The sequence below is a fragment of the uncultured Albimonas sp. genome, assembly GCF_963977235.1.
GTDB lineage: Bacteria > Pseudomonadota > Alphaproteobacteria > Rhodobacterales > Rhodobacteraceae > Albimonas.
Genome location: NZ_CAXBOD010000002.1, coordinates 1 through 26659 on the forward strand (window position 1 = coordinate 1; position 26659 = coordinate 26659).

Annotated in this window: 21 protein-coding genes; 12 read left to right on the forward strand and 9 right to left on the reverse strand. The window is 71.5% G+C overall.

The genetic code is table 11. From position 1 onward, the window contains the following. Positions 1-57: 57 nt before the first annotated feature. From AAC134_RS02365 to AAC134_RS02375, 3 genes are all read right to left on the reverse strand, one after another. A complete protein-coding gene (locus AAC134_RS02365; protein WP_339947444.1) occupies positions 58-1083 on the reverse strand; it encodes an ABC transporter substrate-binding protein in 1026 nt (341 codons plus the stop codon). Beyond that, positions 1080-2072 (reverse strand): LacI family DNA-binding transcriptional regulator, encoded by a 993-nt coding sequence (locus AAC134_RS02370; protein ID WP_339947445.1) that lies wholly within the window; start codon positions 2070-2072, stop codon positions 1080-1082. Before AAC134_RS02370 ends, AAC134_RS02365 begins: the two co-directional genes overlap by 4 nt. A 403-nt stretch (positions 2073-2475) precedes the next feature. Then, a complete protein-coding gene (locus AAC134_RS02375) occupies positions 2476-4362 on the reverse strand; it encodes a glycosyltransferase (protein WP_339947446.1) in 1887 nt (628 codons plus the stop codon). 317 nt (positions 4363-4679) lie between these two features. Here AAC134_RS02375 and AAC134_RS02380 point away from each other — a divergent pair, with 317 nt between their 5' ends. Together AAC134_RS02380 and AAC134_RS02385 are read left to right on the forward strand one after the other, a co-directional pair. Further along, a complete protein-coding gene (locus tag AAC134_RS02380; protein ID WP_339947447.1) occupies positions 4680-5780 on the forward strand; it encodes a hypothetical protein in 1101 nt (366 codons plus the stop codon). Positions 5781-5860: 80 nt separating this feature from the next. Continuing rightward, complete coding sequence (locus AAC134_RS02385) at positions 5861-6970, forward strand: hypothetical protein (protein WP_339947448.1); 1110 nt, start codon at positions 5861-5863, stop codon at positions 6968-6970. Between the two features lie 29 nt (positions 6971-6999). On the opposite strand, the gene AAC134_RS02390 is transcribed toward AAC134_RS02385, so the two are convergent. The 4 genes from AAC134_RS02390 to AAC134_RS02405 all read right to left on the reverse strand — a co-directional run bounded on the left by AAC134_RS02390 (position 7000) and on the right by AAC134_RS02405 (position 10695). Further along, positions 7000-7266, reverse strand: a complete 267-nt coding sequence (locus tag AAC134_RS02390) for a hypothetical protein (protein WP_339947449.1) — start codon at positions 7264-7266, stop codon at positions 7000-7002. A 157-nt stretch (positions 7267-7423) separates the two neighbouring features. Next, a complete protein-coding gene (locus tag AAC134_RS02395; RefSeq protein WP_339947450.1) occupies positions 7424-8410 on the reverse strand; it encodes an NAD-dependent epimerase/dehydratase family protein in 987 nt (328 codons plus the stop codon). Between the two features lie 294 nt (positions 8411-8704). After that, a complete protein-coding gene (locus AAC134_RS02400) occupies positions 8705-10099 on the reverse strand; it encodes a nucleobase:cation symporter-2 family protein (RefSeq protein ID WP_339947689.1) in 1395 nt (464 codons plus the stop codon). Positions 10100-10410: 311 nt separating this feature from the next. Continuing rightward, the gene (locus AAC134_RS02405; RefSeq protein WP_339947451.1) at positions 10411-10695 is read right to left on the reverse strand and encodes a putative quinol monooxygenase; all 285 of its coding nucleotides are present in this window, start codon (positions 10693-10695) and stop codon (positions 10411-10413) included. Positions 10696-11003: 308 nt separating this feature from the next. Here AAC134_RS02405 and AAC134_RS02410 point away from each other — a divergent pair, with 308 nt between their 5' ends. The 10 genes from AAC134_RS02410 (at position 11004) to AAC134_RS02455 (ending at position 24581) form a co-directional block, all read left to right on the forward strand. Continuing rightward, the gene (locus AAC134_RS02410; protein ID WP_339947452.1) at positions 11004-12737 is read left to right on the forward strand and encodes an AMP-binding protein; all 1734 of its coding nucleotides are present in this window, start codon (positions 11004-11006) and stop codon (positions 12735-12737) included. A gap of 143 nt (positions 12738-12880) precedes the next feature. Then, positions 12881-14014 (forward strand): C4-dicarboxylate TRAP transporter substrate-binding protein, encoded by a 1134-nt coding sequence (locus AAC134_RS02415; RefSeq protein WP_339947453.1) that lies wholly within the window; start codon positions 12881-12883, stop codon positions 14012-14014. Between the two features lie 25 nt (positions 14015-14039). Further along, positions 14040-14600 (forward strand): TRAP transporter small permease, encoded by a 561-nt coding sequence (locus AAC134_RS02420; RefSeq protein WP_339947454.1) that lies wholly within the window; start codon positions 14040-14042, stop codon positions 14598-14600. A 6-nt stretch (positions 14601-14606) separates the two neighbouring features. Continuing rightward, on the forward strand, positions 14607-15914 hold the full coding sequence (locus tag AAC134_RS02425) for a TRAP transporter large permease subunit (protein WP_339947455.1): 1308 nt from the start codon (positions 14607-14609) through the stop codon (positions 15912-15914). A 34-nt stretch (positions 15915-15948) separates the two neighbouring features. Then, a complete protein-coding gene (locus AAC134_RS02430) occupies positions 15949-17556 on the forward strand; it encodes an AMP-binding protein (protein WP_339947456.1) in 1608 nt (535 codons plus the stop codon). 50 nt (positions 17557-17606) lie between these two features. Next, the gene (locus AAC134_RS02435; protein WP_339947457.1) at positions 17607-18272 is read left to right on the forward strand and encodes a TetR family transcriptional regulator C-terminal domain-containing protein; all 666 of its coding nucleotides are present in this window, start codon (positions 17607-17609) and stop codon (positions 18270-18272) included. A 55-nt stretch (positions 18273-18327) separates the two neighbouring features. Beyond that, positions 18328-18549, forward strand: coding sequence for an acetyl-CoA carboxylase biotin carboxyl carrier protein subunit (locus tag AAC134_RS02440; RefSeq protein WP_339947458.1), 222 nt, complete (start codon positions 18328-18330; stop codon positions 18547-18549). After that, a complete protein-coding gene (locus tag AAC134_RS02445) occupies positions 18546-20144 on the forward strand; it encodes a carboxyl transferase domain-containing protein (RefSeq protein WP_339947459.1) in 1599 nt (532 codons plus the stop codon). Before AAC134_RS02440 ends, AAC134_RS02445 begins: the two co-directional genes overlap by 4 nt. A gap of 28 nt (positions 20145-20172) precedes the next feature. Then, the gene (locus AAC134_RS02450) at positions 20173-21276 is read left to right on the forward strand and encodes a CaiB/BaiF CoA-transferase family protein (protein ID WP_339947460.1); all 1104 of its coding nucleotides are present in this window, start codon (positions 20173-20175) and stop codon (positions 21274-21276) included. Between the two features lie 17 nt (positions 21277-21293). After that, positions 21294-24581 carry a carboxyl transferase domain-containing protein gene (locus AAC134_RS02455; protein WP_339947461.1) on the forward strand — a complete coding sequence of 1096 codons (3288 nt, stop codon included), beginning with the start codon at positions 21294-21296 and terminating at the stop codon, positions 24579-24581. 31 nt (positions 24582-24612) lie between these two features. On the opposite strand, the gene AAC134_RS02460 is transcribed toward AAC134_RS02455, so the two are convergent. Then, on the reverse strand, positions 24613-25422 hold the full coding sequence (locus AAC134_RS02460) for an IclR family transcriptional regulator (protein WP_339947462.1): 810 nt from the start codon (positions 25420-25422) through the stop codon (positions 24613-24615). A gap of 14 nt (positions 25423-25436) precedes the next feature. Next, entirely contained in the window at positions 25437-26633 is a 1197-nt protein-coding gene (locus tag AAC134_RS02465; protein ID WP_339947463.1) for a CoA transferase, read from the reverse strand. Between the last annotated feature and the right edge of the window lie 26 nt (positions 26634-26659).

Sequence of the window (26659 nt, forward strand, 5' to 3'; positions counted from 1 at the left end):
AATGCGCCATCCCCGGGCGGGATCCGGGCGCCGCCAGGGACGCCCGGGGTCAGGCGCCTACTGCGCGACCTTCGCGTTCCACTGCTCGAGCCAGCTTTCGCGGTTGTCGAGCATCACGGCCGGCGAGATCAGGTCGAGCGACTCCACCGTCTCGGCCCCGTAGGTCAGGTTCTCGGCGACCTCGTCGGTCACCTCCACCTCGGCGTTGGCGGGGCTGTCGACGAGCGCGTCGGCGAGCGCCTGCTGGACGGGCGTGGACAGCCAGAAATCCATGAACTGCAGGGCCAGCTCCTCGTTGCCGTTGCCCTTGGTCAGGATCATCACGTTGACGCCGCCGGTCTGGCCCTCCTTCGGGGTGGCCCAGGCCATCGGCAGGCCGTTGTCCTTGAACCGGCCCCAGGCGAAGCGGCCCACGGGGGCGGCCCAGATCTCCTCCTGCTGCATCAGCTGCGCGAGCTGGGAGGAGCGGACGTAGAAGGTCACGATCTCGTCCTTGTGCTCGCCCACCGCCTCGATCGGGGCGCTCAGCGAGGGGTCCTGGTCGCCCATCGCCTTGCCGATCATGTGCAGCGCCGGCGGGCCCTGGTTGGTGGTCACGTCGGGCAGGGCGACGTTGCCGGCGAGCTCGGGCCCCAGCAGGTCGGCCCAGCTCTCGACCGTCACCTTGTCCGAGCGGTAGACGATCGAGGTCGCGTAGAACGTGTAGCCCACCGCCATGTTGTCCCCCAGCGGGTCCTTGGCGATGTCGTAGAGCTTGTCGTAGTTCGCCAGGCTCCCGACCGGGATCGGGGCCAGCAGGTCCTTGCGCGCCAGCGACAGCGCGTCGTGCGCGGACAGCACCGCCATGTCGATCACGGGGGCCGCGGCGTTGGCCTCGATCTTGGACATCCGCTCGACCGAGTTTCCGGTCTCGACCACCAGCTCGCAGCCGCAGATCTTCTCGAACGGGTCGTAGACGATCTCCTTGAACTCGTCCTGGGCGAATGCGTAGACCGAGATGGTCAGCGTCTTGTCCTGCGCCTCTGCGCCGGAGGCGAGCGCCAGCGCCGAGGCGCCGGCGAGGATGGCTGCGGTCGTCTTCATCGGATGTCTCCCTGTCCGAGAACGGTGGTTGGGGGGGCGCCGGGCGCGGGACCGGTGGACTCGCGCTCGACAAGGGTCATGGGCACGGTCGCCTCGGGCGGCGGCGCGCGGTCCGCGATCCGCGCGGCGAGGGCGACGACCGCCCCCTCCGCCACGGCGTCGACGTCCTGGGCCATGGTGGTCAGCGAGGGCGAGACCGCGGCCGAGAAGGCCAGATCGTCGAATCCCGCCACGCTGGCCCGCCCGGGCACCGCGAGGCCCGCGCGCTGCAGCGCGGTCAGCACGGTCAGCGCGTGCAGGTCGGAGGTGGCGAGAAAGGCGGTGACCCCGGCGCGGGCGAGCGCGGAGAAGTCGGGCGCGGGCGCGTCCTCGAGCCAGACCACGCGGCCCTCGGCCCCGGCGGCGACAAGCGCCGCGCTAATCCCGCCGATCCGCTCGCGTTGAACGTTGGAATCGCGGTTGGCCCCGATCAGCGCCAGCCGCCGGTGCCCCAGCGCCAGCATCCGGGAGGCCAGCGCCGCCCCGCCGCCGCGGTGGTCGGCGCACACGGTGTTGCCCGGCGTCGAGGGCGCGTCGATCACCGCCAGCGGCACGTCGAGCTCGAGCACCCGGGTGCCGCGGCGGGGGACCACCACGATGCCGTCCGCGCCCCGGCGCACCAGGCGCTGCAGGGCGGCGGTCTGGGCGTTCACGTCGCCATGGGAATCCGCGATCAGCACGCCGTAGCCGGCCCGCTCGGCCGCCGCGTCCACGGCTCGCGCGAAGCGGGGGAACAGGGGGTTGGACAGGTCGGCCAGCACCAGCCCGATGACGCCGGTGCGCCCGGTGCGCAGGGCGCGGGCGGGGGGCGAGGGCGCATAGCCCATCTCCTGCGCCCGCTCGCGGATGCGCTGGGCAAGCTCGGCCGAGACGCGCCCCTTGCCCGACAGCGCGTTCGAGACGGTGGCCGACGAAACCCCGAACTCCTCGGCGATGGTCTGGAGGTTCATCCCCTGCCCCGTTGCGGCTCCGAGCCTGCGGTTAAACGTTTAACCAGCGTGCCGGTCCCGGCGGCCGTCGTCAAGGCGGGAGTGTGCGATGCAGCGCGTGAATCCGGCGCGAATTCGGGCAGGGCGTGTGGATGCGCCCGGAGATCGGGCAGGGGTGGCGCGACGATGGGCGCCGCGCTCGCCATCGCCCGACCCGGGCCGCGTGTCGCGCGACGCAGACCCATGGGCCACACGCGCTCCGCCGGCCATGCGCCGCGGGCGGGCGGTCGCCACGGGCGCGACGCCTGACGCGGCGCCTCCGGCGCGAGGTGCGAGGTCGCCCCCCTGGCGCGAGGCCTGGAGCGTCGCCATGGGCGCATGGAGGGGCCGGGGAGACGCCGCGCGGCCCTCGCCGCGCGGCGGGTCAGATGCCCAGGCGCTTGCGCCAGGCTTCCTCGGTAATCTGGGGGACCTTGTCGGCCTTGTAGGCCTTGCGCAGCTCGGGGAGCTTGGCGACCAGCTGCTTGAAGGCGGTGTCGAAGCGGCGGCGGTTCTCGAAGAACCGCTTGGGGTCGCGCTTGAGCCGGTAGCCGACGCCGCTCTGCGCGTCGACCACCAGGCAGGTCTCGCGCAGGAACACCTGGTTGGGGCGTGCGCGGGTGTCCATGTCGAAGCGGCCGGTTTTGGCGTAGAAATAGCGCCTGGGGATCCAGCGGTGACCGTTGCAGGTCAGGTGGCGCAGGATCTGGAACGGCTTCGAGGTGTGCTTGGCCGGCGCCACCCCGGTGTTGCCCGCGCGCCGCCACTTCAGCTTGCGCAGGTTCGCCTCCTCGCCCCCGATCTCCTTGATGCGGGCGCGCTTGGCCGACATCTCGGGGTCCTCGTCAAAGAAGGCGGGGCCCTTGCAGACGTCCTCGATCGCCTCGATCACCGCGGCGGCCGAGCCGTAGTGATAGCTCTCGTTCCACTGCCGATAGAGGAAGGTCAGCTGGTCCTTGAACGTCGCCTCGTCCGTCGGCAGCCCGTCGTGGGCCAGCATCTGGATGATGTGATAGCGCGCGTCGAGATAGGCCGTCAGCGGGCTGCGCTTGGAGACGAAGTCGTCCTGGTGCGAGCACACCCCCAACACCGTGCGGATGTCGAAGTCGTTGGCCAGCGAGAACCACACGTCGTCGCCGCGCACGAAGAAGGGGAAGGCCAGACGTTTGACGTGGCTGAGCGGGAAGCAGAAATACCACCACCCCGCATAGCGCCCCTGCACCCCGGTCAGCGGGCGGGCGAGCTCGAGCACGTTCTCGAACTTGCGCAGGTTCAGGCCCTGCAGGATCGGGCGGCACAGCTTGTCGAAGATCGCCGTGTTCTCCCACACCTGCCAGCGCTTGGAGGCGGGGATCATGGTGCCGGCGACGGCGGCGTTCTTCGCGCGCGCCAGGCGCAGCGTCGCCAGCGTGCGGCGCAGGTTCTCGGGGAAGAACTCGGCGTCGTCGTCCATGAACAGGACATGGGTGACGTCCGGGTCCTCGCGATGCTCGAGCAGGCCGCGGGTGAAGCCGCCGGCGCCGCCGAGGTTGCGGTTCTTGATCACCCGCGCGCCGGGGGCGGCGTCGGTGTCGCCGCCGTTGTCGACCACCAGCAGCGACAGCCGGTCGGCGATGTCCTCGTTCTCAGCCATGTATTCGGCCAGCCGCGCGGTCGAGGCCTGCACCGCGTCGTTGCGCTTGAAGGTGGTGATCACCGCGCCGATCTTGACGTGGCGCGCGCGGGGCGCCTGCACCAGCCAGTCGGTGCGGGTCAGGTTCAGCCGGGTGCGGGCGTTGAAGCGCAGGTGGATCACGCCCGCGTCGCGCACCGGGGGCAGGGTCAGGTCCAGCGGCCGGCCGAGCTTCAGCGTCACCACGCTCGAGAGCAGCGTCTCGTCGCTGCGCAGCGGCCGGGCCATCTGCACCTTGACCAGCGCCTCGCCCTCGCCCTCCAGCCGCAGCACCACCGCGTCGTCGGGGCCGATGTCCATCGCCGAGGCGTGGAAGCAGTTGAAATAGCTGTCGAGCTTCAGGCGCCCGCCGGGCCGCGCGAAATACGCCTTGCGCCCCGCGTCGTGCCCCGCGCCGCGCACGCCGTGGCAGAACAGCCGGATGCGGGAGTTCACGGCCGGGTCGGGAAAGACCAGCCGCTGGGCCAGGATCCAGCCGGTTTCCGGGCCAGTCTGGGGGCCAGTCTGGGGGCCAGTCTGGGGGCCGGTCCGGGCGGGGACCTCTTCCGTCGACGTCTCCCGCTCGGGGGAGGGCGTCGCGGCGGTGGGTGTCGCGTCCATGTGCTCGCCTGTCTCGGGCCTGAATGGGCCGTGCGGAAAGGGGGCGTCTGCTCGGGTTCGTCTGGTAGACCGCCCGCCAAGGGCCCGGCAAGCCCCCCCGACCCCCCGGCGCGCCCTCGCGGCCGCGGCATGCCGCCCCGTTCGGCGCCCGCGCCACGCCCCACGCGCGGCGGGCCGCCCCCCCTCTCGCACGCGCAGGCCGCGCCTCACGCGCGCGCCTGACGCGCGGCGGGTTGAGCCTTTCGCGCGCATCGCTTAGCTGTCGGGCGACCGCGCCCCATCGCGCCCCTTCGCGCGCCCGCCATGCGAGGACGACCGTGACCGACAGACTGCTGATCCACCTGGGCGACTGCAAGACCGGGACGACGGCGATCCAGAACGTCCTCAAGCAGGGCGCCTGGTCCTCGGACGCGATCAGCTGGACCTACCCCACCGACCCCGAGCGGCTGCACAACTGCAACCTCGCCTCGTGCCTCTACAAACCCAAGATGAAGAAGTTCCGCGGGCCGCGGTGGAAGAAGGTGAACCGCAGGCTGACCCGCTCGGACGCCGATCTGGGCATCCTCTCGGGCGAGTGGTTCGAGTTCGTGGACCCCGCCCTGCTCGACCGCATCCTGCGCCGCTGGGTCCCCGACTTCGCCGAGGACGCGCGGCTGATCGCCTATGTCCGCCCCCACGCCGAGCGGGTGCTGTCGAGCTTCCAGGAGCGGACCAAGCTCGGCCAGTACAACGGCACGCTGGCCGAGTTCCACGAGCGGGTCCTCGATCACGGCCGCTTCGTCTACGCCGCGCGCCTGCGCAAGTGGCGCGAGGTGTTCGGCGATCGCTATGAGGTCCGCCCGATGGTCCGCGACCGGCTCAAGGACGGCGACGTGGTGCGCGATTTCCTCGATTTCGCCACGCAGGGCCGCCCGTTCGAGCTCGACGAGACCGCCGCCGCGGGCAAGAGCGCGAACGAGAGCCTGTCGGTCCAGGACCTCGCCTGGCTGCGGGCGCTGCACCGCGCCCGCACGCTGCCCCCGCAGGTCGGCCGCCGCGCCGCCCGCGCCCTGCAGGCGGGCGGGCCGAAGGGCGACAAGCTGCGCATGGACTCGGCCCTGCTCGAGACGGTGCGCAAGGCGTATCTGAAGGACGCGAAGGCGCTCGACGCCGAGTTCTTCGGGGGCGAGGCGACCGGACCGATGGTCGCCGCCTTCGACCGCGCCGCCGAGAGCGCGGTCGACGCGCCCCCGGACCTGACGCCCGAAAGCTGGTACGGCGAGGACGAGCTGCGCCGGGTCGAGGCCCTCGCCGAGGCCTTCGAGGCCGGCGCCGAGGAGCTGCGCCGCGTCAAGAAACAGCTTCGCAAGGCCAGCGGCGGCGTCGACACCGGCGAGGAGGACGGTCTGGGCTCCGAGGCGGACGAGACCGAGGACTGATCGGCCGCGCGGCACGCGGGCCGGGACTGAGCGGCCGCGCAGAACGCGGCGCAGGCGACGCCGACATTCGGGGGAAGAACTTGGACCTCGTCATCTTCATGGGCCACCACAAGGTGGGCTCGAGCTCGCTGCAGAGCTGGCTGTCGACCAACTGGCTGGCGCTGGCGCGGGCGGGCATCCTGTACCCGGCCGTCGAGATGCAGGGGCTGGCGACCAACCTCGCCACCGCGCTCCGCGGCGAGGCCGATCCCGGCGCCACCAACCCGATCAACGTGCGCGAGGCGCATAACGCGCTGGCCTTCAAGATGATGGCCGAGAGCGCCGAGAAGCGCGAGGTGCCGCCCTGGCACCAGAAGCTGCCGCCCTCGGGCCAGATGATCCGGGCGATTCGCCAGCAGGCGGTGATGATGCAGCCCAAGGCCGTGGTGCTGTGCTCGGAGGTCTTCGCGAACTTCGGGCCGATGCCGCCGCGGCTCCTCAAGCGCCTCAAGACCCTGTTCCCCAAGGCCAGCGTTCGCATCGTGTGCACCCTGCGCCGGCCCGACAGCTACGTCACCTCCTGGCACGGGCAGCGGCTGAAGTTCGGCCACCACCTGCGCGCCCTGCGCGAGGACGGGCTGGAGGAGCACTTCGGCTCGATCCACTTCAACTACCGCCGGATGCTGGCCCGCTGGGTCGAGGTCTTCCCCAAGGCCGAGTTCGTGTTCCGCGACTATTCGGAGGTGCTGGCCTCGGGCGGGTCGGTCCCCGACTTCATGACCGCCTCGGGGCTGGAGTGGCCCGAGACGCTGGTCGAGGTCGAGAACTCCAACCCCTCGCTGCCGCTGGCGGCGATGGAGATCGCGCGGCGCGGCAACCTCGAGCTGCCCGGCGGCGCGGCCAAGGCCCTGCGCGAGCATCTGATCGCCTCGGGCAAGCGGCTGGACTACGCGCCCAACGCCGAGGTGGAGATGTTCGGCGAGGCCAACCGCGCCCTGTTGCTGGAGCGGTTCGCCCCGATCGACGCCTGGCTGGCCCAGGTGGTGGGCCGCGAGCGCTTCTTCGCCGACCTCGACGAGGCCGGGCAGGCGCGGCCGGTCCCCGAGATGGAGGCCGCGCGCGCCGGTCTCGCGCTGGTGCGCGCCGACGGGTCCTTCGGCGAGCTGCGCCGCGACGCCCGCGGCTTCGTCAAGAAGCTGTCGTTCGAATAGGGGGCGGGAAGGGGCGCGAGGCCGGGCGCTCAGCCGTGGCTGAAGTGCCGGCGCACGGCGGCGACCAGCAGCAGGTTCGCCAGCGGCGCGGTCATCGCCACCCAGCGCGCCTCGGCCGGGGGAACGTCGTCGAGCAGCAGCGTCCAGGGCAGGCCCAGCGGCATCAGGAACACGCCCGCGAGGGGATCGCGCTCCTGCCCGAACAGGCCGAAAGTCCCGATCGCCAGCAGCGCCAGCGCCCCGATATAGAGCGCCACATAGGCCCAGACGGCGACCTGGTAGAATCTCAGACCCATCGGGGTCTCCCTGCTGCGCGGCGCCGATCGGTCGAGCCGGCGCTGTGGACATAAGGGGCGCGGGCCCCTGCGTCCATGGGCGGCGGACAATCAACCATGAGTTGCGACCCCGTGCAAGCCGCCGGGGACAACGCGGATCGGGCGTGGCGGCGGGGGCTCAATTCGCTTCCCCTGCAAGGAAATCCGCGATCACCGCGTCGAAATCCGGGTCGGCGGCGAGGGGCGGCGACAGCGCCGCCCGGGACACGAAGCGCCGCGGCCAGCCCGCCACCACGGCCCGGATCGCGGGGTCGGGCGCGTAGGCGATCCGGCCCGCGGTCTCGGGCCCCGCGACCCGGGCCAGCGCCTCGGCGATCCCGGCGGGCGTCACGGTCAGCCCCGGCTGGTTCAGCGCGCGCGAGGCGCCAAGGGCGCTCGCGGGGAGGTCGTGCAGTCGCAGGAGGTTGGCCGCCACCCGCCCGACCGAGGCCACGGGAAAGGCGTCCTCGGGGGCGAAGGGCGAGACGACGTCGCGCCCGCGCAGCGGCTCGCGCGCCAGCGCGGCGACGCGGTCCGAGACGGCGGCGCTCGGCGCGCCGGGGCGGGTCAGCACGATGGGCAGGCGCAGGGCGCGCCCGTCGACGAAGCCGTGGCGGGAATAGTCGTTGATCAGCAGCTCGACCATCGACTTGGCGGTGCCGTAGGAGGTCGCGGGGGTCTGCGCCTGGTCCTCGCCGACCTCCTCTGGCAGCGCGCCGCCGAAGGCCGCGATCGAGGAGGCGTAGATCAGCCGCGGCGGCGCCCCGCCGGCCTCGACATGGGCGCGCGCGGCCTCGAGCAGGCGCAGGGGGAGTTGGAGGTTCACCTCCCAGCCGCGGGCGAGTTCGCGCTCGGCCTCCACGGTCAGGGTGGCGGCGAGGTGGAAGATCGCCTGGGGAAACGGCGTCAGCGCCGCCGCGAGGGCGTCCGGGTCGGAGAGGTCGGCGCCCGCCGTCTCCACCGCGAAGGGCGCCTCGGGGGCGGGCGGCGCCGAGAGGTCGACCAGCCGCAGGGCGGAGATGGCGCGCGGCGCGCCGTCCGGCCCGGCCAGCGCTCCCGCGGCGCACAGCGCCCGGGTCAGCGCGCGGCCGATAAAGCCGCCGGCGCCGGTGATCAGGATGCGCATCTCCGGGGTTGTCCTCCCTGCCGGCCGGTCGATTTTCGGAGCAGGCTACCCGGCCCGCGCCTCCCCCGTCCAGCCCTGCGCGCCCGGTCGGGGACGGAGGCGCCGCGACGGCTGTCACGCGCGTGGCGGCCTCCGGCTCGCGGCGCGGGCGCGACGGGGACGCCGGTCGCGAGGTCTCCCGACGGGCGACGGGAGGGCCGGGCGTCCCCGGCCGCAATGCGCCGCGGGCGCGCCAACGGCAAAGGGCGCCGCAGGTGTCGCGGCGCCCCCTTCCGTTCGCGCGAGGCGCCCGCCTCAGTCGCGCGCGTGACCGGCCATGCCGCCCGAGAGCTCCTCGGTCTGGTCCTCGGTCAGCGGCGACGGCAGCACCAGGTTCAGCACGATCGCCAGCCCCGCCGCGGGCAGCAGGCCCGAGGTCAGCAGGATCCGCGGCGTCTCGGGCAGGTGCTGGAGCGCCGCCGGCTCCAGCTGCAGGCCCAGCCCCACCGAGAGCGACACGCCGAAGATCACCATCGCCCGCCGGTCCCAGTCGACGTCGGCCAGCATCGACACGCCCGAGGCGCAGACCATCCCGAACATCACGATCACGCCGCCGCCCAGCACCTCGATCGGCACGGTCGAGATCACCGCCCCCACTTTCGGCACAAGCCCGCACAGGATCAGGAACAGCGCCCCGATGGTCACCACGTGGCGGCTCATCACCCCGGTGATCGCGATCAGCCCGACGTTCTGGCTGAACGAGGTGTTGGGCAGCGCCCCGAACACGCCCGCCAGCGCCGAGCCGAAGCCGTCGGCATAGGTGGCGCCGGTGATCTCGCGCGTGTCCGCCTCGCGCCCCGCGCCGCCCTTGCAGATGCCCGAGACGTCGCCCACCGTCTCGATCGCCGAGATCACCCCCATCAGGCAGAAGCCCAGCACCGCCGAGACGGTGAAGTCGAGGCCGAAGTGGAACGGCTCGGGGATCATGACCCAGCCGGCGGCGCCGACGTTGGCGAAGCTGACCATGCCCATCGCCAGCGCCGCCAGGTAGCCCACGATCAGTCCGATCAGCACGGCGCCCAGCGACAGCAGCCCGTGGGTGAAGAACTTCAGCCCCAGCGTGACGACGACCACCACCAGCGCCACGAACCAGTTCTGCAAGGAGCCATACTCCGGCGTGCCGATCGCCGGCACGCCGCCGGCCGCGTACTGGATGCCGACCTTGACCAGCGCCAGCCCGATCATCAGCACCACCAGCCCGGTCACCAGCGGCGGCAGCGCGAAGCGCAGCTTGCCGATGAAGGTGGCGAGCACCGCGTGGAACAGGCCGCCCGCCAGAACGCCCCCCGTCACCACCGCCATCGCGTCCACGCCCTTGCCCGCGACCAGCGGGATCATCACCGGCAGGAAGGCGAACGAGGTGCCCTGCACGATCGGCAGCCGCGCCCCCACCGGCCCGATGCCGATGGTCTGCAACAGCGTCGCGACCCCCGCGAACAGCATCGACATCTGGATCATGTAGACCAGCTCGCCGACGCCCGGCGTGCCGAAGCCGAAGCCCGCCGCGCCGGCCACGATGATCGCCGGCGTGACGTTCGAGACGAACATCGACAGCACGTGCTGCACGCCCAGCGGAACCGCCCTGGCCAGCGGCGGAAAGTAGTCCGGATCCTTCAGCTGGGCCTCTGTGCCCAATCCCGCCATCGCCATGTCGCGCCCCTCCGGCCCCTCATGCTGCATCTGCTAACATTCCGGAGCGGCGCCGCGACGGCTGTCAAGCGAGAAGCGCAGAGGGGCGGCCCGTCAGTCACGGACCGCCCCTCGGGTGAGCGTTGCTTGGGCAGGGCGCCGCGCGGACGGGCAGGGCGCAGGCCGCCGCGCGCGTCGCGGGCTCGATCCGGGACCTCGCGCGGGGCCAGGCGGATGGCGTCAGGCGGCCGCTCGGGCGCGCGTCTCCGCTGCGACGCTGGAGGCCCCGGCTCAAGGCCGGGGCGCGCGCCCCCACCCGGCGCCTGCGGGCCTCAGGCTTCCTGCAGGCGCAGGATCGAGGGCGGGCCGTCCATGAAGGCGCCCATCTTGCGGCCCAGCGTCTTGAAGTGATCCGAGCCGCGGTGCGCCTCGACGGCGGCGGCGTCGCGATACTGCTCGACGAAATAGTAGGTGTCGGCCTCGTCGCCCTTGCACAGCTGGTAGAGCGAGCAGCCCTCCTCGTTGGCGTTGACGGCGGCTTCGAGCTCCTTGGCGGCGGCCTCGAAATCGGCCCCCTGGCCGGACTTCACCTTGATGGTCGCGACGATGACGGGCATGGGCTCTCCTCCTGGTCTTGTTTTCACCGGCCGACAGGCAGGTCGGCCGTCCGGCGGGCAGGGGACATGACCCGGCGCGGCTTGGCAAGCGGGGAATTCATCGCGCGATGAAGCCACCCGCGCCAGCGCCCGCCGAGCCCCTGCGATTCCATTTTGACTAATCGGCTGATTAGCGATATTCCGAATCTCGTCGACGCCCACAAGACAACGAGGAGCGGCCGGTCGACCGAAGGGCTCGCGCGGCCCGACCCGGCGCAAGACGGGCGGGCAGGGGCCTCGGCGGCGCGCTCCCAAGCAGGGAAACGCCCATGGCCATCGCCGCAGACGCCGGCTCCGGGAGCCAGGCCGACGAGTCCGCCTATCTCGACGCCCACCGCAAGCTGATCGACGCCCGCTGGCCTGAGGGCCTCCCGCGCGAGCCGGTCTATCCGTTCGGCGAGATCCCGCTGACCGACTATCTGCGCCGCTGGGCCGAGGCCGCGCCCGACCGGGTGGCGGTGGATTTCTACGGCCACGCGACGACCTATGCCGAGCTCGACGCCCAGGCCGACCGCTTCGCGGCCCTGCTCCAGCAGTCGGACGCCGCGCCGGGGACGCGGGTGGCGCTGTTCATGGGCAACTGCCCGCAGTTCATCGTGGCCTTCCTCGGGATCCTGCGCGCCGGCTGCGTGCATGTCCCCGTCAACCCGATGTTCCGCGAGCACGAGCTGGAATACGAGCTCAACGACGCCGGCGCCGAGCTGATCGTCGCCCAGGACCTGCTGGTCCCGCTGGTCGAGACGGTGCGTCCCAGGACCTCGCTGCGGAAAGTGTGGTCCACCGGCATGGCCGACCTGGTTCCCGCCACGCCCGCCTGGCCGGTCCCCGCGAGCATCGTCTCCGACCGCGCCGCGGCGGGCGAGACCGAGGACCTGGTCGAGGCGATGGGCAAGGCCCCCGCCACGCCGAGCCCGGTCGCGGTCGACCTCGATGCGCTGTGCAAGCTGAACTACACCGGCGGCACCACCGGCATGCCCAAGGGCTGCGTGCACACCCAGCGCGACATGATCTACACCGCCGCCACTGTGCAGGCCTGCGGCAACCGCCTGCAGCCGGGCGAGGCGATGCTGTGCTTCTACCCGCTGTTCTGGATGGCGGGCGAGGACGTGGGGCTGATTTTCCCCATTTTCTCCGGCGCCACCTGCATCCTGCTCGGCCGCTGGGATCCCGTCTCGTTCATGGGCGCGGTCCAGGCCCGAAAAGTCACCGCGGTGAAGCTGCTGGTCGACAACGCGGTGGAGCTGATGGACCACCCGCGCGTGGGCGAGTTCGACCTGACCTCGATCGAGAAGACCCAGGTCTCGAGCTTCGTGAAGAAGCTCAACGGCGACTTCCGCGCCCGCTGGAAGGCGTTGACCGGCTCGGTGATGGCCGAGGCCGCCTGGGGCATGACCGAGACCCAGACCTGCGACACCTTCACGACCGGCTTCCAGGACGACGACTATGACCTGAGCCTGCAGCCGATCTTCGTGGGCCTGCCGATGCCGGGGACGCAGTTCAAGATCTGCGATTTCGACACCGGCGCACTGGTCCCCTTCGGCGCGGAGGGCGAGATCTGCATCCGCTCCCCCTCGATCTTGAAGGAATACTGGAACAAGCCCGAGGCGACCGCCCACGCGATCAAGGGCGGCTTCCTGCACACCGGCGACATCGGGGTGATCGACGAGCTGGGCTTCCTGCACTTCCTCGGCCGGCGCAAGGAGATGCTCAAGGTCCGCGGCATGTCCGTGTTTCCCGCCGAGATCGAGGCGATGCTGGGCCGCCACCCCGCGATCCTCGGCTCGGGCGTCATCGGGCGCGAGGATCCCGACAGGGGGCAGGTCCCGGTGGCCTTCGTGGTGCTCGACAAGGCCAGGGCCGCGGACCTCGACGCCAGGGCGATCGAGCGCTGGTGCGGCGAGGCGATGGCCACCTACAAGCGCCCCGAAGTGCGCCTCGTGGACAGCCTGCCGATGACCGCCACCGGCAAGGTCAAGAAGGACGAACTCGCCAAGCTTCTGTGAAGGCGTGAGAAATTCGCACGCGACGGGCTTGGCCCGCCGCGCCACAAGTGCGGCGAAATGGTTTGCTGGTTGACCACTAACCCATTACCCTGCCGCAACGAGAACCGGTCGAATCAAGACCGGACCAGGGAGGAGACGCCACCATGATCACCCGCCATTCCGCGGGCCGCCTCTGCGCGGCCGCCGTTTGCGCCCTTGGCGCGCTGGGCGCGCTCGCCGCGGCGCCCGCTTCGGCCAAGGAGCTGCGCATCGTCATCGGCGCGCCGGGCGAGAGCTCGTTGCAGCTCGCCATGCGGATGTTCGCCGAGAAGATCGAGGAGAACACCGGAGGCGAGTACACCGGCAAGACCTACGAGGGCACGCTGCTGTCCTATGCCGAGTCCACCGCCGGCGTGCGCGACGGCATCGCCGACGTGGCCTACACCGTGCCCGCCTACACGCGCGCCGAGTTCCCCAACACCAACCTTGTCGTCGACATGGCCACCGCCTCGGACGACCCGGTGGTGATGGCCGCCGCCTCGACCGAGTTCATGTACACCTGCGCCCCCTGCATGAAGGAATACCAGGACCAGAACACGGTCTTCATGGGCTTCGCGGTGATCGGGCCCTACTACCTGATGTCGGTCGACAAGATCACCGAGATGTCGGACTTCCAGGGCAAGACCCTGCGCGGCTTCGGGCCCTTCGGGCGCTGGGTCGACGCGATGGGCTCGACCTCGGTCGTGATCGGCGCCACCGACATCTTCGAGTCGATGAGCCAGGGCCAGCTCGACGGCAACACCCACACGCTCGACACGCTGAAATCGCTGTCGATCGGCGAGGTCGCCGACTACATCCTCGACGCGCCGATCGGCCTGTATCTCGGCAACGCCATGTTCAACACCAACCGCGACCTGTGGGAGGAGCTGACGCCCGAGCAGAAGAAGGGCTTCCTGATGGCGGCCTCGGACTCCATCGCCTGGGCCACGGTCGATTACTTCAAGGTCAACGCCAGCTACCTCGAGAACCCCGAGTCGGTGGGCGTCGAGGTGGTCCAGCCCTCGGCCGAGGTCGCCGAGGCGACCGCGAAGTTCCGCAAGGAGGACCTCGAGACGGTCGCTCAGCTCAACATCGACAAGTACGGCATCGCCGACGCCCAGGAGCAGGTCGAGCGGATGAAGGGCCTGGTCAAGAAGTGGGCCGAGATCTTCGCCGACGTGGACACCACCGATCCGGCCGCGGTGCAGGCGGTCTTCGCCGAGCAGCTGTTCGGCCAGGTCGATCCGTCCGCGATCTGATCCCCCGGACCGGAGGCGAAACGACATGCAGGCCATCGGCCGCGTGCTGAACTGGATCTCCCACGGCGCCGCCCTCGTCGGCGCCGTGGCGGTGGTCCTGATGATGCTCCAGATCGTTCTGGACGTCTTCATGCGCAACATCTTCCAGACCCCGCTGCCGATGACCACCACGGTGGTGGCCAAGTGGTACATGGTCGCCTGCGCCTTTCTTCCGCTGGCGATGAGCGAGATCGTCAACCGCCACATCGCGGTCGAGGTCGTGTTCTCGGGCCTGTCGCGCCGGCGCAAGAGGCTGGTGGGGGGCTTTGCGTGCCTCGTGGCCTTCGCGGTGGCCGCGGCGATGGTGCGCCCGTTCTGGTTCGAGGCGGTCAAGAAGTTCGAGGTCGGCGCCTTCCTCGTCGAGAACGGCCGCCAGCTTCCCGTCTGGCAGACCTATTTCTTCCTGCCCATCGGCTTTGCGCTGTTCGCGGCCGTGCTGCTCTACCGGGTGGTCCTGCTGTGGACCAACGCGCAGAGCGGACTGGGCGAAACCCCCATCGACGCCGATCCCCAGCGGGATGCGGATCCGGCCGCGGAAGGGGTCTGAGCGCTCATGGCAAGCGAATACGTCGGCCTGATCGGCCTCGGCATCCTGGTGTTCCTGCTGCTGGCGCGCGTGCCCATCGGCCTGAGCCTGGTGCTGGTCTCCTTCGGCGGCATCTACGCCCTGATCGGCGCCCGGCCGGCCTGGGGGATGCTGGCCTCGATGCCCTACGACTTCACCTCCAAGTGGACGCTGAGCTCGGTGCCCATGTTCCTGCTGATGGGGTTCGTGTGCTATCACGCGGGCCTCACGCGGGGGCTGTTCGACGCGGCGCGAAGCTGGCTCGCGCGCTTGCCCGGGGGCCTTGCGGTCGCCTCGGTCTGCGGCTCGGCCGGGTTCGCGGCGGTGACGGGATCCTCGATCGCCTGCTGCGCGGCAATGGGCCGGATCGCCATCCCCGAGATGATGCGCGCGCGCTACGACCCCGCGCTCGCCACCGGCGCGATCGCGGCGGCCGGCACGCTGGGGGCGCTGATCCCGCCCTCGATCCTGCTGATCCTGTTCGGGGTCTTCGCCGAGGCGCCGATCTCCAAGCTGTTCATCGGCGGCATCGGGGCGGGCGTGGTCACCGCGCTGCTCTACATCGGCATGATCATGATCCGCGCGAGCCTGAACCCCGCGCTGGCCCCGCGTCTCGACACCCTGCCGCCGATGTCCGAGCGCCTGCGCCACCTGCGCGAGACCTGGCCGGTCATGGCCCTGCTGGTCGTGGTGATCGGGGGCATGTTCGTGGGCCTGTTCACCGCCACCGAGGCGGGGGCCGTGGGCGCGCTCGCGGCCATCGTCATCGCGCTCGCCAAGGGCTCGCTGACGCTGGGCGGGGTGTGGGAGTCGCTCAAAGAGACGCTGATCACCACCTCCTCGCTGTTCGTGATCGCCATCGGCGCCAACCTGCTGACCCGGTTCCTGGCGCTGTCGGGGGCGGGGGACTTCATCGCCGATGGGATCATCTCGATCCAGGCCGACCGGCTGACGCTGCTGATCGGCGTGTCGCTGATGTACCTGGTGCTGGGCATGTTCCTCGACCCGCTGGGGGCGATGCTGCTGACGCTGCCGGTGATGCTGCCGGTGCTCGACCAGGCCAACATCGACATCATCTGGTTCGGCGTGTTCCTGGCCAAGTTCCTCGAGATCGGGATGATCACGCCCCCCATCGGGCTGAACGTCTTCGTCATCAAGGGGGTGGTGGGGGACAAGGTCCCGCTGACCACGATCTTCCGCGGCATCGGCTGGTTCCTGGCCGCGGACTTCGTGGCGGTGGTCCTGTTCATCGCCTTCCCCGAGATCATCACCTGGCTGCCGCAGTTCATGGATTGAGCCGCGGCGGCTCCCCCCAGCTTGGGAGACGCGCATGACCTATCACCTCGACCCGCGGATGCCGGCGCCCGAGCAGATCATCATCCGCGACCTGATCGATCAGCATGCGATCGCGCAGCCCGACAAGACCTATGCGGTCTTCCCCGACCTGTCGGAGTGGTCCTACGGGCGGATGAAGGACCTGGTGGTGCAGACCGCCATCGGCCTGCAGCGGCTGGGGGTGAAGCAGGGCGACCACGTGCTGGTCTGGCTGCCCAACGGGCCCGACATCCTGCGCATCTGGTACGCGCTGAACTACATCGGCGCGGTCAACGTGCCGATCAACACCGCCTACAAGGGCAAGCTGCTCGAGCATGTGGTCGAGAACTCGGACGCCGAGCTGATCGTGGCCCACGCCCAGCTCGCCCCGCGGCTGGCCGACATCGACCGCGCGAAGCTGAAACGCGCGGTGATCCTCGAGGGGCCGCCCGATGCGGCGGCCGACCTCGAGATGCACCCCGCCGAGGCGATCTCGCCCGAGGGCGGCGAGCTTGCGCCGCTCGAGCGGCCGATCACGCCCTGGGACACGATGTCGATCATCTACACCTCGGGCACCACCGGACCCTCGAAGGGGGTGCTGAGCAGCTACATGCACCTCTACGCCTCCTCGACGGTGGCGGAGGTCGAGACCACCGACCGGCAGATGGTCAACCTGCCGATGTTCCATGTCGGGGGCACCTTCCCCTGCTACCGGATGCTGCAGAAGGGCGCCTCGCTCTCGATGATCGAGAGCTTCAAGACCGAGGAGTTCTGGGACGTCGTGCGCGCCACCGGCACCACCTACGTGATCCTGCTGGGCGTGATGGCGCAGTTCCTGGCCAAGCAGCCGCCCAAGCCCGACGACGCCGACAATCCCCTGCGCCGCGTGCTGATCATCCCCTACGACTTCGACACCCGCCCCTTTGCCGAGCGCTTCGGGGTCGAGACCTACACCATGTTCAACATGACCGAGATCAGCTGTCCGCTGGTCTCGGAGATCAACTCCACCGTGCTGCACGCCGCCGGCCGTCCCCGCGCGGGCGTCGAGGCCCGGGTGGTCGACGAGAACGACTGCGAGCTGCCGCCGGGCGAGGTCGGCGAGCTGGTGCTGCGCGCCGACTGCCCGTGGACGATGACCCACGGCTACTACAAGAACCCGGAGGCGACCGCGAAAGCCTGGCGCAACGGCTGGTTCCACACCGGCGACGGGTTCCGCACGGATGCCGAGGGCAACTTCTACTTCGTCGACCGGATCAAGGACGCGATCCGCCGGCGGGGGGAGAACATCTCCTCCTACGAGGTCGAGACCGAGGTGCTGGCCCATCCCGACGTCGGCGAATGCGCCGTGGTCGCCGTGCGCTCGGACGTGTCGGAGGACGAGGTGCTCGCCGTCGTCGCCCCCGTGCCCGGAAAGACGCTGAAACCCGAGGACCTGCTGCATTTCCTCCTGCCCCGCATGGCGCATTTCATGGTCCCGCGCTACGTTCGGATCGTGACGGAACTGCCGCGCACCCCCACGGCCAAGGTCCGCAAGATCGAGCTGAGGGAGGCCGGCGTCACTCCCGACACCTGGGACCGGGAAGCCGCGGGCATCCGCGTGCGGCGGGAGAAGATCGGTGCGTGAGGATGCCCGGTCCGGCGCATGCGCCGGCGCGAAGGAGGCGGGACCGAAAGATGGAGGATCACAGCCCCCCGACGGCCCCCGGCCAGACCCCGGAGTCGACGCCCGTGGTGCTCGGCCCCAAGGACGAGCGACGCGAGAAGTCCGACCGCCACATGCTGCGCGCGGCGATCGCGCTGATCTCCAAGCACGGATCGGTGGGGGCGAGCCTCGCCCAGATCGGCCTCGACGCCGGCTATTCCCGGGGCCTGCCCGCCCAGCGCTTCGGCACCAAGCTCAAGCTGCTCGAGACGGTGGCCGACGCGACGGCGGAGCGCTTCGACCAGCTGGTGGCCGAACGCACGGCGGGCAAACGCGGCTGCGAGGCGCTGGCCGCCCGCATCCGCGCCCAGATGGAGGCGGTGCGCGATGCGCCCGAGGCCGCGACTGCGGTCTATCATCTGATGGTCGACGCCATCGGCTCGGTCCCCGAGCTGAAGCCCCGCGTCGCCGCCCTGCACGAGGGCTATCGCCGCTCGATCCGCAAGCACGTGCTGGAGGCCCGCCAGATGGGCGAGCTGCAGGAGGGCGTGGACGTCGAGGAGACGGTGCGCGCCATCCAGGGCGTGATTTCGGGCCTGTGCCTGCAGGCCCTGATCGCGGGCGACACCGCCCGGCTGACGCGCGACGCCGAGGTGGCCGCGAACCTGTTGATCGGAAGCATTCGCAAGACGAGCTGACCGCCGCGCTCCGGATTTCCCGGGCGCGGACGGCCGCCATGGGAGGAGACCTGGAATGAGCGAAATCGAGCTGGAGTCCGAAGTGGCCGGCGTGGTCCTGAGCGTGACCGCCGCCGCCGGCGCCACGGTCGCCGAGGGCGACGAGATCATGGTCATCGAGTCCATGAAGATGGAGATCCCGGTATTGGCGACCGGCCCCGGCGTGCTGGCCTCGCTGGCGGTCGAGGAGGGCGAGGCCGTCTCCGAGGGCCAGGTCCTGGCGAGGATCCGCCCATGAGCGACCGCAGGCCCCCCGGCGAAGCGGCGGCGCGTCCGGAGATGGACGCGCTGCTCGAGAGGCTGGCCGCCGATCGCGCCGCGACGCTCGACGCCGCGCGTCCCGCGGCGGTGGCCAAGCAACGCAAGCGCGCCGGCATGACCGCGCGCGAGCGCATCGCCCACCTGGTCGACCCCGGATCCTTCCGCGAGACCGGGCAGCTCGCGCGCGAGGCCGACGCCGAACCCGGAGACCGCCCCGCCGACGGCATCGTCACCGGCTCTGCGATGATCGAGGGACGGCCGGCGGTGCTGGTGGCGCAGGATTTCATGACCATGGGCGGCTCCTCGGGGGAGCTGGGCGGCAAGAAGCTGCACACCGCCGTGCGCCGTTCGATCCGCGAGGGGGCGCCGCTGGTGATGCTCCTCGACGGGGGCGGGCACCGCATCCAGATCGGGCAGAGCTCGCGCCGCTACGCCCCCTCGACCACCACCTTTCAGGAGTTCGCGAGGCTCTCGGGCTGGGCGCCGATGGCGGCCGCGATGCTGGGGGCGGGCTTCGCCGCGCCGACCAACTTCGCGGGGCTGGCGGATTTCATCTCCATGGTCCGCGGGCAGTCCACGATGGGTCTCGCGGGGCCCGCGCTGGTCAAGGCCGGCACCGGCGAGGATGTCGACAAGTTCGAGCTGGGCGGCGCCCAGGCCCAGGTCGACCGCAACGGCATCGCGGATCTGGGGACGCAGGACGAGGCGGGCGCGCTCGACAGCCTGAAGACCTTCCTCGGCTACCTTCCCTCGAACGCCCGCGCGCCGATGCCGATGCGCCCCGCCCCGGCCGAGGATCCCGCCCGCGCGCAGGCGCTTCGCGGGCTGGTGCCGGCCAACACCCGCAAGGCCTACGACGTGCGCCGGGTGGTCGATCTGGTGATGGACGAAGGCTCGGTCTTCGAAGTGAAGCCGACCTACGCGAAGAACGCCGTGACCGCGCTGGCGCGGCTCGCGGGGCGCCCGGTGGGGGTGATCGCCAACCAGGCGATGTCGATGGGCGGCATGCTCACCGGCCCCGCTTGCGACAAGGTCGCCCATTTCGTGGCGCTCTGCGACGCGTTCGGGCTGCCGCTGGTGTATTTCATCGACGTGCCGGGGTTCTCGATCGGCTCGCCGGCCGAGAAGGCCCAGCTCGGCCGCCGCTCGGCCAAGCTGATCTACGAGCTGGGGCACGCCACGGTCCCCCGCGTCTCGGTCGTGCTGCGCAAGGGCTACGGGCTCGGCTATGTCGCCATGGCCGGCGGGCGCAGCTTCGAGGCGGACGCGGCGCTGGCCTGGCCCACGGCCGAGATCTGCGCGATGTCGATCGAGGGCGCCGTCGACGTGGTCAACGCCCGCCGCTTCGCCGAGATGGCCGCGGCCGGCGAGGATCCCGCGCCGGAGCGCGCCCGCCTGATCGCGCAGATGCGCGCCGAGGTGACCCCCTTCGGCGGCGCCGAGTCCTTCGGCCTCGACGACATGATCGACCCCGCCGACACCCGCCCCCGCATCCTCGAGGCGCTGGACCGGGCCCCCGCCCGCCGCGACCTCGCCATGCCCCCCAAGTTCCGCTCGATCTGCCCGATCTGAGCCCCGATCCGAACGACGAGGACACCCCATGACCAACCCCGGCCGCAACGGGCCGCTCGCCGGCCTGCGCGTCGTCGAGATGGCCGCCATCGGTCCCGTGCCGTTCGCGGGCACGATGCTCGCCTCGATGGGCGCCGAGATCCTGCGCATCGAGCGTCCCGGCAAGACCTTCTCGGACGCCGACGTCACCGCCCAGGGGCGCGAGTTCGTGACGCTCGACCTCAAGGACCCCGCCGACCAGGCCCGCGCGCTGGACCTGATCGCGGCCGCCGACCTGCTGCTGGAGGGATTTCGCCCCGGGGTGATGGAGCGGTTGGGCCTCGGGCCCGAGAAGGCCCACGCCCGCAACCCGGGCCTGGTCTACTGCCGGATGACCGGCTGGGGGCAGGAGGGGCCGCTGGCCTCGGCGCCCGGGCATGACATCAACTACATCGCCATCACCGGCGCCCTGCACGCGATCGGCACCGCCGCGCAGCCGGTGCAGCCGCTGAACCTGGTGGGCGACTACGGGGGCGGGGCGCTGTACCTCGTCGTCGGCGCGCTGGCGGCGTTGCGCGAGGCGGCCGCCACCGGCCGGGGCCAGGTGGTTGACGCGGCCATGTGCGACGGCGCCCTGAACCTGATGCTGCCCTATGCGGCGGGGCGCAATTCCGGCGGCTGGGTGGGCGAGCGGGAGAAGAACGTCCTCGACGGCGGCGCGCATTTCTACGGCGTCTTCGAATGCGCCGACGGCAGGTTCTTCTCGCTGGGCGCGATCGAGCCGCAGTTCTACGCCGAGCTGCGCCGCCTCTGCGGTCTGGACGGCCCCGAGTGGGACGCCCAGCTCGACAAGTCGGCCTGGCCCGGACTGCGCGAGAAACTGCGCGCGGTGATGAAGACGAAGACGCGGGACGAGTGGACCGCGATCCTCGAGGGCTCGGACGTCTGTGCGGCCCCGGTGCTCGAGTTCGACGAGGCCAAGACGCATCCCCATCTCGTCGCCCGCGGCGCCTTCGTGGACGGCCCGGGGGGCCCGCAGCCCGCCGCCGCGCCGCGCTTTTCGGCCCACAAGCGTCACACCCCTGCACGACCGCCCGCCGCGCCGCTGGCCGTTGACGACGCGGTCGCGCGCTGGACGGATGCCAAGAAATGACCAAGGGAGACCTCTGAATGACGATCCGCCGCCTGCTGATTGCGAACCGTGGCGAGATCGCCGTCCGCATCGCCCGCACCGCCGCCGAGATGCGCATCGAAACCGTCGCCGTCTTCCCCGAGGACGACGCGAAGACCCTGCACGTGCGCGCCTGCGATCACGCGGAGCCCATCCCCGGCCGCGGCGCGCGCGCCTATCTCGACCCTGACGCGCTGGTCGAGGCCGCCAAACGCGCCGGCGCCGACGCGGTGCATCCGGGCTACGGGTTCCTGTCCGAATCCGTCGCCTTCGCGCGCGCCTGCGAACATGCGGGCCTGACCTGGGTGGGGCCGACGCCGGCCTCGCTGGCGCTGTTCGGCGACAAGGTCGAGGCGCGGGCCCATGCGGCGCGCCACGACGTGCCCACCATCCCCGGCTCTCCCGGCCCGGTGGACGCCGCGGGGGCCGAGGCGGTCTTCGACCAGCTCCCCGAGGGCGCGTCCCTGGTGATCAAGGCCGTCGCCGGCGGCGGCGGCCGGGGGATGCGCGTGGTCCATGCGCGCGAGGAGATCGCCGAGGCCCACGCCCGCTGCACGTCCGAGGCCAAGGCCGCCTTCGGCGACGGCGCCGTCTACGCCGAGCGCTTTCTCCCCGCCGCCCGCCACATCGAGGTGCAGGTGCTGGGCGACGGAACCGGCGAATGCCTCCACCTGCTCGAGCGCGACTGCACCCTGCAGCGCCGCCACCAGAAGGTGCTCGAGATCGCGCCGGCGCCGGACCTCTCCGCGCCCGCGCGGGAGGCGCTGCTCTCCCACGCGCTGAAGCTGGCGCGGGCGGGGGACTACCGCAGTCTCGGCACCTTCGAGTTCCTGGCCCTTCCCGACGCCTCCGAGGTGTTCTTCATCGAGGCCAACCCCCGTATCCAGGTCGAACACACGGTGACCGAGGAGATTCTCGGCCTCGACCTCGTGCGGCTGCAGCTGCAGATCGCCTCGGGCCGCACGCTGGCCGATCTGGGGCTGTCGCAGGCGAGCCTGCCGCAGCCCTCGGGCTACGCCATCCAGGCGCGCGTGAACGCCGAGCGGATGGACGCCAAGGGCCAGGCCCGCCCCTCGGTCGGCACGCTGAGCAAGTGGGAGCCGCCCTTCGGCCCCGGCGTGCGCATCGACACGCTGGCCTATTCCGGCTGGGGGAACTCGCCGGCCTATGACAGCCTGATCGCCAAGGTGATCGTGCACTCCCGCTCGCCCGAGTTCGGCGACGCGCTGCGCAAGATCGACCGGGCGCTGGGCGAGCTGAAATGCGTGGGCATCGAGACCAACGCCCGCTGGCTGCGCGCGCTGTCCCAACGCCCGGAGGTGGCCGACTACGCCGTCACCACCCGCTTCATCGAGAGCGTGGCGGGCGAGCTCGCGGCCGCCGCCGCCGCCCTGCCGGACCCCGCCGCCGAGGAGGCGGGCGCCGAGGTCGCCGCCGCAGCCGTCGCAGAGGCGCTGCCCGATGGCGCGATCCCCCTCTCGGCCCCCACCATCGGCACCGTGACCCGGGTGCCGGAGGCCGGCGCCCGCCTGCGCCGGGGCGAGGTGGCGGTGCTGATGGAATCCATGAAGATGGAGCACGCCGTGACCTCGCCGGTTTCGGGCGAGGTCCTGAAGGTGCTGGCGGCGCCCGGCGACACGCTCGACGAGGGCGCCCCGATCCTCGCCCTGATGCCCGACGCCGAGCAGGACGAGACCGAGGACGCCGCCGCCGCCGTCGACCTCGACCACATCCGCGCCGACCTGCAGGAGGTGCGGGACCGCCTCTACGCCGGCCAGGACGAGAGCAAGCCCGAGAAGGTCGCCAAGCGCCACGGCCGCGGCCAGCGCACGGCGCGCGAGAACCTATCCAGCCTCGCCGACGAGGGCTCGTTCCAGGAATACGGCGGGCTGGTGATCGCGGCGCAGGCGGCGCGACGCTCCGAGGAGGATCTGGTCAGGAACACCACCGGCGACGGGGTGGTGACCGGGATCGGCACGATCAACGCCGACAGGTTCGGGACCGAGAAGGGGCGCTGCGCCTTCACCATCTACGACTACATGGTGCTGGCCGGCACCCAGGGGCAGCGGCATCACCGCAAGCTCGACCGGATCTTCTCCCTGGCGGGCGAATGCCGCATGCCGATGATCGTGCTGGCCGAGGGCGGCGGCGGACGGCCGGGCGAGACGGAACGACGCTCGGTGGCGGGTCTCGACGGGCCGTCGTTCGCGCGGTTCGCGGCGCTCTCGGGCAAGGCGCCGCTGGTGGGCGTGGTCTCGGGCCGCTGCTTTGCGGGCAACGCGGCCCTGCTGGGCTGCTGCGACGTGATCATCGCCGACGAGTCCTCCAACATCGGCATGGCCGGCCCCGCGATGATCGAGGGCGGGGGCCTGGGCAAGTTCGCCCCCGAGGAGGTCGGCCCCATCGACGTGCAGTCGAAGAACGGCGTCGTCGACATCCGCGTGAAGGACGAGGTCGAGGCCTGCGCGGCGGCGAAGAAATACATCTCCTACTTCCAGGGCGACGAGGCCGAGTGGACCGCCCCCGACCAGCGCCTGCTGCGCCACGCGATCCCCGAGAACCGCCTGCGCGCCCATGACGTGCGCCACGTGATCGAGACCATGGCCGACGACGGCTCGGTCCTCGAGCTGCGGCGGGAATTCGGCCTCGGCATCGTCACCGCGCTGGTGCGGATCGAGGGCAAGCCCTTCGGCCTGATGGCCAACGACAGCCGCTATCTGGGCGGCGCCATCGACGCGCCGGCCGCGGACAAGGCGGCGCGCTTCCTGCAGATCTGCGACACCTTCGGGCTGCCGGTGATCTCCCTTGTCGACACGCCCGGCTTCATGGTCGGGCCGGAGGCCGAGAAGACCGCGCTGGTCCGCCACGTCAGCCGCATGTTCGTGGCCGCCGCCGGCATCACCGTGCCGATCTTCGCGGTGGTCCTGCGCAAGGGCTACGGGCTGGGCGCCATGGCGATGACCGGCGGCGCCTTCCACGAGAGCCTGTTCACCATCTCCTGGCCCACGGGCGAGTTCGGCGGCATGGGGCTGGAGGGCGCCGTGCACCTCGGCTTCCGCAAGGAACTGGAGGCCAAGACCGACCCCAGGGAGAAGCAGGCCCTGTTCGACGAGCTGCTGGCCAAGATGTACGCCTCGGGCAAGGCGATCCAGGCCGCGATCACGGCCGAGCTCGATGCGGTGATCGACCCGGTGGAGACGCGCCAGTGGATCCTCGCCGGTCTGCGCTCGGTTCCCGCCGAGCGTCTGACGGGAGGCAAGGGGCGGACCTACATCGACGCCTGGTGAGGTCCAGACGCCCCGGCCGCGCGCCGGGGCGTCAGAGCCCCTCGAAGGCCGCGCGCAGGGCCTCGGCCGTGTCGTGGACCTTGGGGGCGAGGTCGGAGCGGAACTCGGATTCCGAGACCGTGTGCGCCGGCACCCCGCAGTTCACCGCCAGGCACATGCCGCCGGCCATGCGCCGGACCGGCGCGCCGGCGCCGTAGTGGCCCGGGCGCCAGTCGCCCACCACCACGGTCCAGCCCCGCTCCCGGCACTCGTCCAGGCTGCGGGCGATGTCGGCGGCGCGCGCGTCCCACAGGCCGGGGTAGGCGGTCTCGACCGCGCGGCGGGTCCCGGCCAGCTCGTCCTCGTCCAGCATCGACAGCAGCGCCCGCCCGACGGCCGAGCGGGGCAGGGGGCCGGTCATGCCGATCTCGGGCAGGTGGGGCATCTGCTCGGAGGGGCGCACGGTCTGCACATAGATCAGGTCCGCCCCGTGGATCGCGGCCAGCGACACCGCCCCGCCGGTCAGCCGCGCATAGCCCCGCATCGGTCCCAGCGCCCGCTGGCGGAAGCTCATCGAGGCGAGCACCGGATAGGCCAGCTCCAGCACCCCCAGCCCCAGCCGGAAGGAGCCGGTCTTCACCCGCTCGAGGTAGCCCGCGTGGGCCAGCGAGTTGGTCAGGCGCGAGATCGTGGGCCGGGTCATCTCCAGCCGGCGGGCCAGCTCCCCGTTCGAGAGCACCTCCTGCACGCCCCGAAAGGCCGAGAGGACCCGAAGCCCCCGCACCAGGGTCAGGGACATGGCGCTGGCCTCGACCTCGGGCCGGGCGTCCGCCTGCCGCTCCGCGCTGCGCGCCTCGCTCAAGCCGCGTCCTCCGTTCAGGGTTCGCGCGCAGGATCGGGCGCCGGCGCATAGGGGCGCAAGACCGCCTCGGTGTCGCGGCCGAGCCGCCCCGCGGCCCGGCCGGGCCGCGTGGGGCTGCGCGAGAAGCGGGGCACCACCGCCTGCATCCTCACCTCGCCGAAGTCGTCGTCGGGGACCGCGACGATGGCCTCGCGGGCCTGGAACTGGGGGTCCTCGAAGATCTGGTCAATGCTCAGGATCGGGGCGAGCGTGCCGCCGGCCTCGCGGAAGCGGGCGATCGCCTCGTCCTGGGAGTGGGCGGCGAACCAGGCGCGGAAGATCGCGTCGATGGCCTCCACGTTCTCGACCCGCTGGGCGTTGCCCGAGAAGCGGGGATCGTCGTTCAGGTCCTCGCGCCCGATCGCGCGCAGGTTGGCGCGGAACGTCGCCTGGGTGCTGCCGGCGAGCGAGATGAACCGCCCGTCCGCCGTGGGGTAGACGTCCGCGGGCGCCGAGTACTGGTTGCGGTTGCCGGTCCGCTCGATCACCCGCCCGAGCTGGTCGTAGCCGATGGTCTGGAAATCGAGCAGACGGAACATCGCCTCGGTCAGCGACAGGTCGATCACCTGGCCGCGCCGCTGGGGATCCGAGCGCACCGAGAGCAGCGCGGTGGTCACCGACAGCGCCCCGAAGACGCCGCCGATGGAGTCGCCCATCGGGTGGCCCGCGTGCATCGGCGCGCCGTCGGGCTCTCCGGTCATGTGGGTCAGGCCGGACATCGCCTCGAACAGGCGGGCGAAGCCGGGGCGGTTCGCGGCGGGGCCGTCCTGGCCGAAGCCCGTCACCCGCAGCAGCACCAGCGAGGGGTTCAACCCCATCAGCACGTCGGGGCCCAGGCCCCAGCGCTCGAGCGTGCCGGGGCGGAAATTCTCGATCACCACGTCGAAGTCGGGGATCATCCGGGCGAACAGGTCCGCGCCCTCAGGCGTGCGCAGGTCCAGCTCGACAAAGCGCTTGCCGCGGTTGGCGACCTTCCACCACAGCGACTTGCCGTCCTTGAAGGGCGGGAAGCTGCGCAGGCCGTCGCCCTCGCCCGGAAGCTCGGCCTTGACCACGTCGGCGCCGTAGTCCGCGAGCAGGGTCGCGGCGAAGGGCGCGGCCACCACCGTCGAGATGTCCAGCACGCGCAGGCCCGCCAGCGGGCCCTGGCCGGAGGGGTCGGCGTCGGTCATCGGGGATCTCCCTTGCGGTTGCCGGC

Coding starts and splice junctions, on each gene's coding strand:
- AAC134_RS02455 (WP_339947461.1), top strand. CDS start 21,294: ATGACGATCCGCCGCCTGCTGATTGCGAACCGTGGCGAGATCGCCGTC.
- AAC134_RS02435 (WP_339947457.1), top strand. CDS start 17,607: ATGGAGGATCACAGCCCCCCGACGGCCCCCGGCCAGACCCCGGAGTCG.
- AAC134_RS02430 (WP_339947456.1), top strand. CDS start 15,949: ATGACCTATCACCTCGACCCGCGGATGCCGGCGCCCGAGCAGATCATC.
- AAC134_RS02445 (WP_339947459.1), top strand. CDS start 18,546: ATGAGCGACCGCAGGCCCCCCGGCGAAGCGGCGGCGCGTCCGGAGATG.
- AAC134_RS02375 (WP_339947446.1), bottom strand. CDS start 4,362: ATGGACGCGACACCCACCGCCGCGACGCCCTCCCCCGAGCGGGAGACG.
- AAC134_RS02415 (WP_339947453.1), top strand. CDS start 12,881: ATGATCACCCGCCATTCCGCGGGCCGCCTCTGCGCGGCCGCCGTTTGC.
- AAC134_RS02420 (WP_339947454.1), top strand. CDS start 14,040: ATGCAGGCCATCGGCCGCGTGCTGAACTGGATCTCCCACGGCGCCGCC.
- AAC134_RS02390 (WP_339947449.1), bottom strand. CDS start 7,266: ATGGGTCTGAGATTCTACCAGGTCGCCGTCTGGGCCTATGTGGCGCTC.
- AAC134_RS02370 (WP_339947445.1), bottom strand. CDS start 2,072: ATGAACCTCCAGACCATCGCCGAGGAGTTCGGGGTTTCGTCGGCCACC.
- AAC134_RS02465 (WP_339947463.1), bottom strand. CDS start 26,633: ATGACCGACGCCGACCCCTCCGGCCAGGGCCCGCTGGCGGGCCTGCGC.
- AAC134_RS02400 (WP_339947689.1), bottom strand. CDS start 10,099: ATGGCGATGGCGGGATTGGGCACAGAGGCCCAGCTGAAGGATCCGGAC.
- AAC134_RS02425 (WP_339947455.1), top strand. CDS start 14,607: ATGGCAAGCGAATACGTCGGCCTGATCGGCCTCGGCATCCTGGTGTTC.
- AAC134_RS02395 (WP_339947450.1), bottom strand. CDS start 8,410: ATGCGCATCCTGATCACCGGCGCCGGCGGCTTTATCGGCCGCGCGCTG.
- AAC134_RS02450 (WP_339947460.1), top strand. CDS start 20,173: ATGACCAACCCCGGCCGCAACGGGCCGCTCGCCGGCCTGCGCGTCGTC.
- AAC134_RS02405 (WP_339947451.1), bottom strand. CDS start 10,695: ATGCCCGTCATCGTCGCGACCATCAAGGTGAAGTCCGGCCAGGGGGCC.
- AAC134_RS02440 (WP_339947458.1), top strand. CDS start 18,328: ATGAGCGAAATCGAGCTGGAGTCCGAAGTGGCCGGCGTGGTCCTGAGC.
- AAC134_RS02365 (WP_339947444.1), bottom strand. CDS start 1,083: ATGAAGACGACCGCAGCCATCCTCGCCGGCGCCTCGGCGCTGGCGCTC.
- AAC134_RS02410 (WP_339947452.1), top strand. CDS start 11,004: ATGGCCATCGCCGCAGACGCCGGCTCCGGGAGCCAGGCCGACGAGTCC.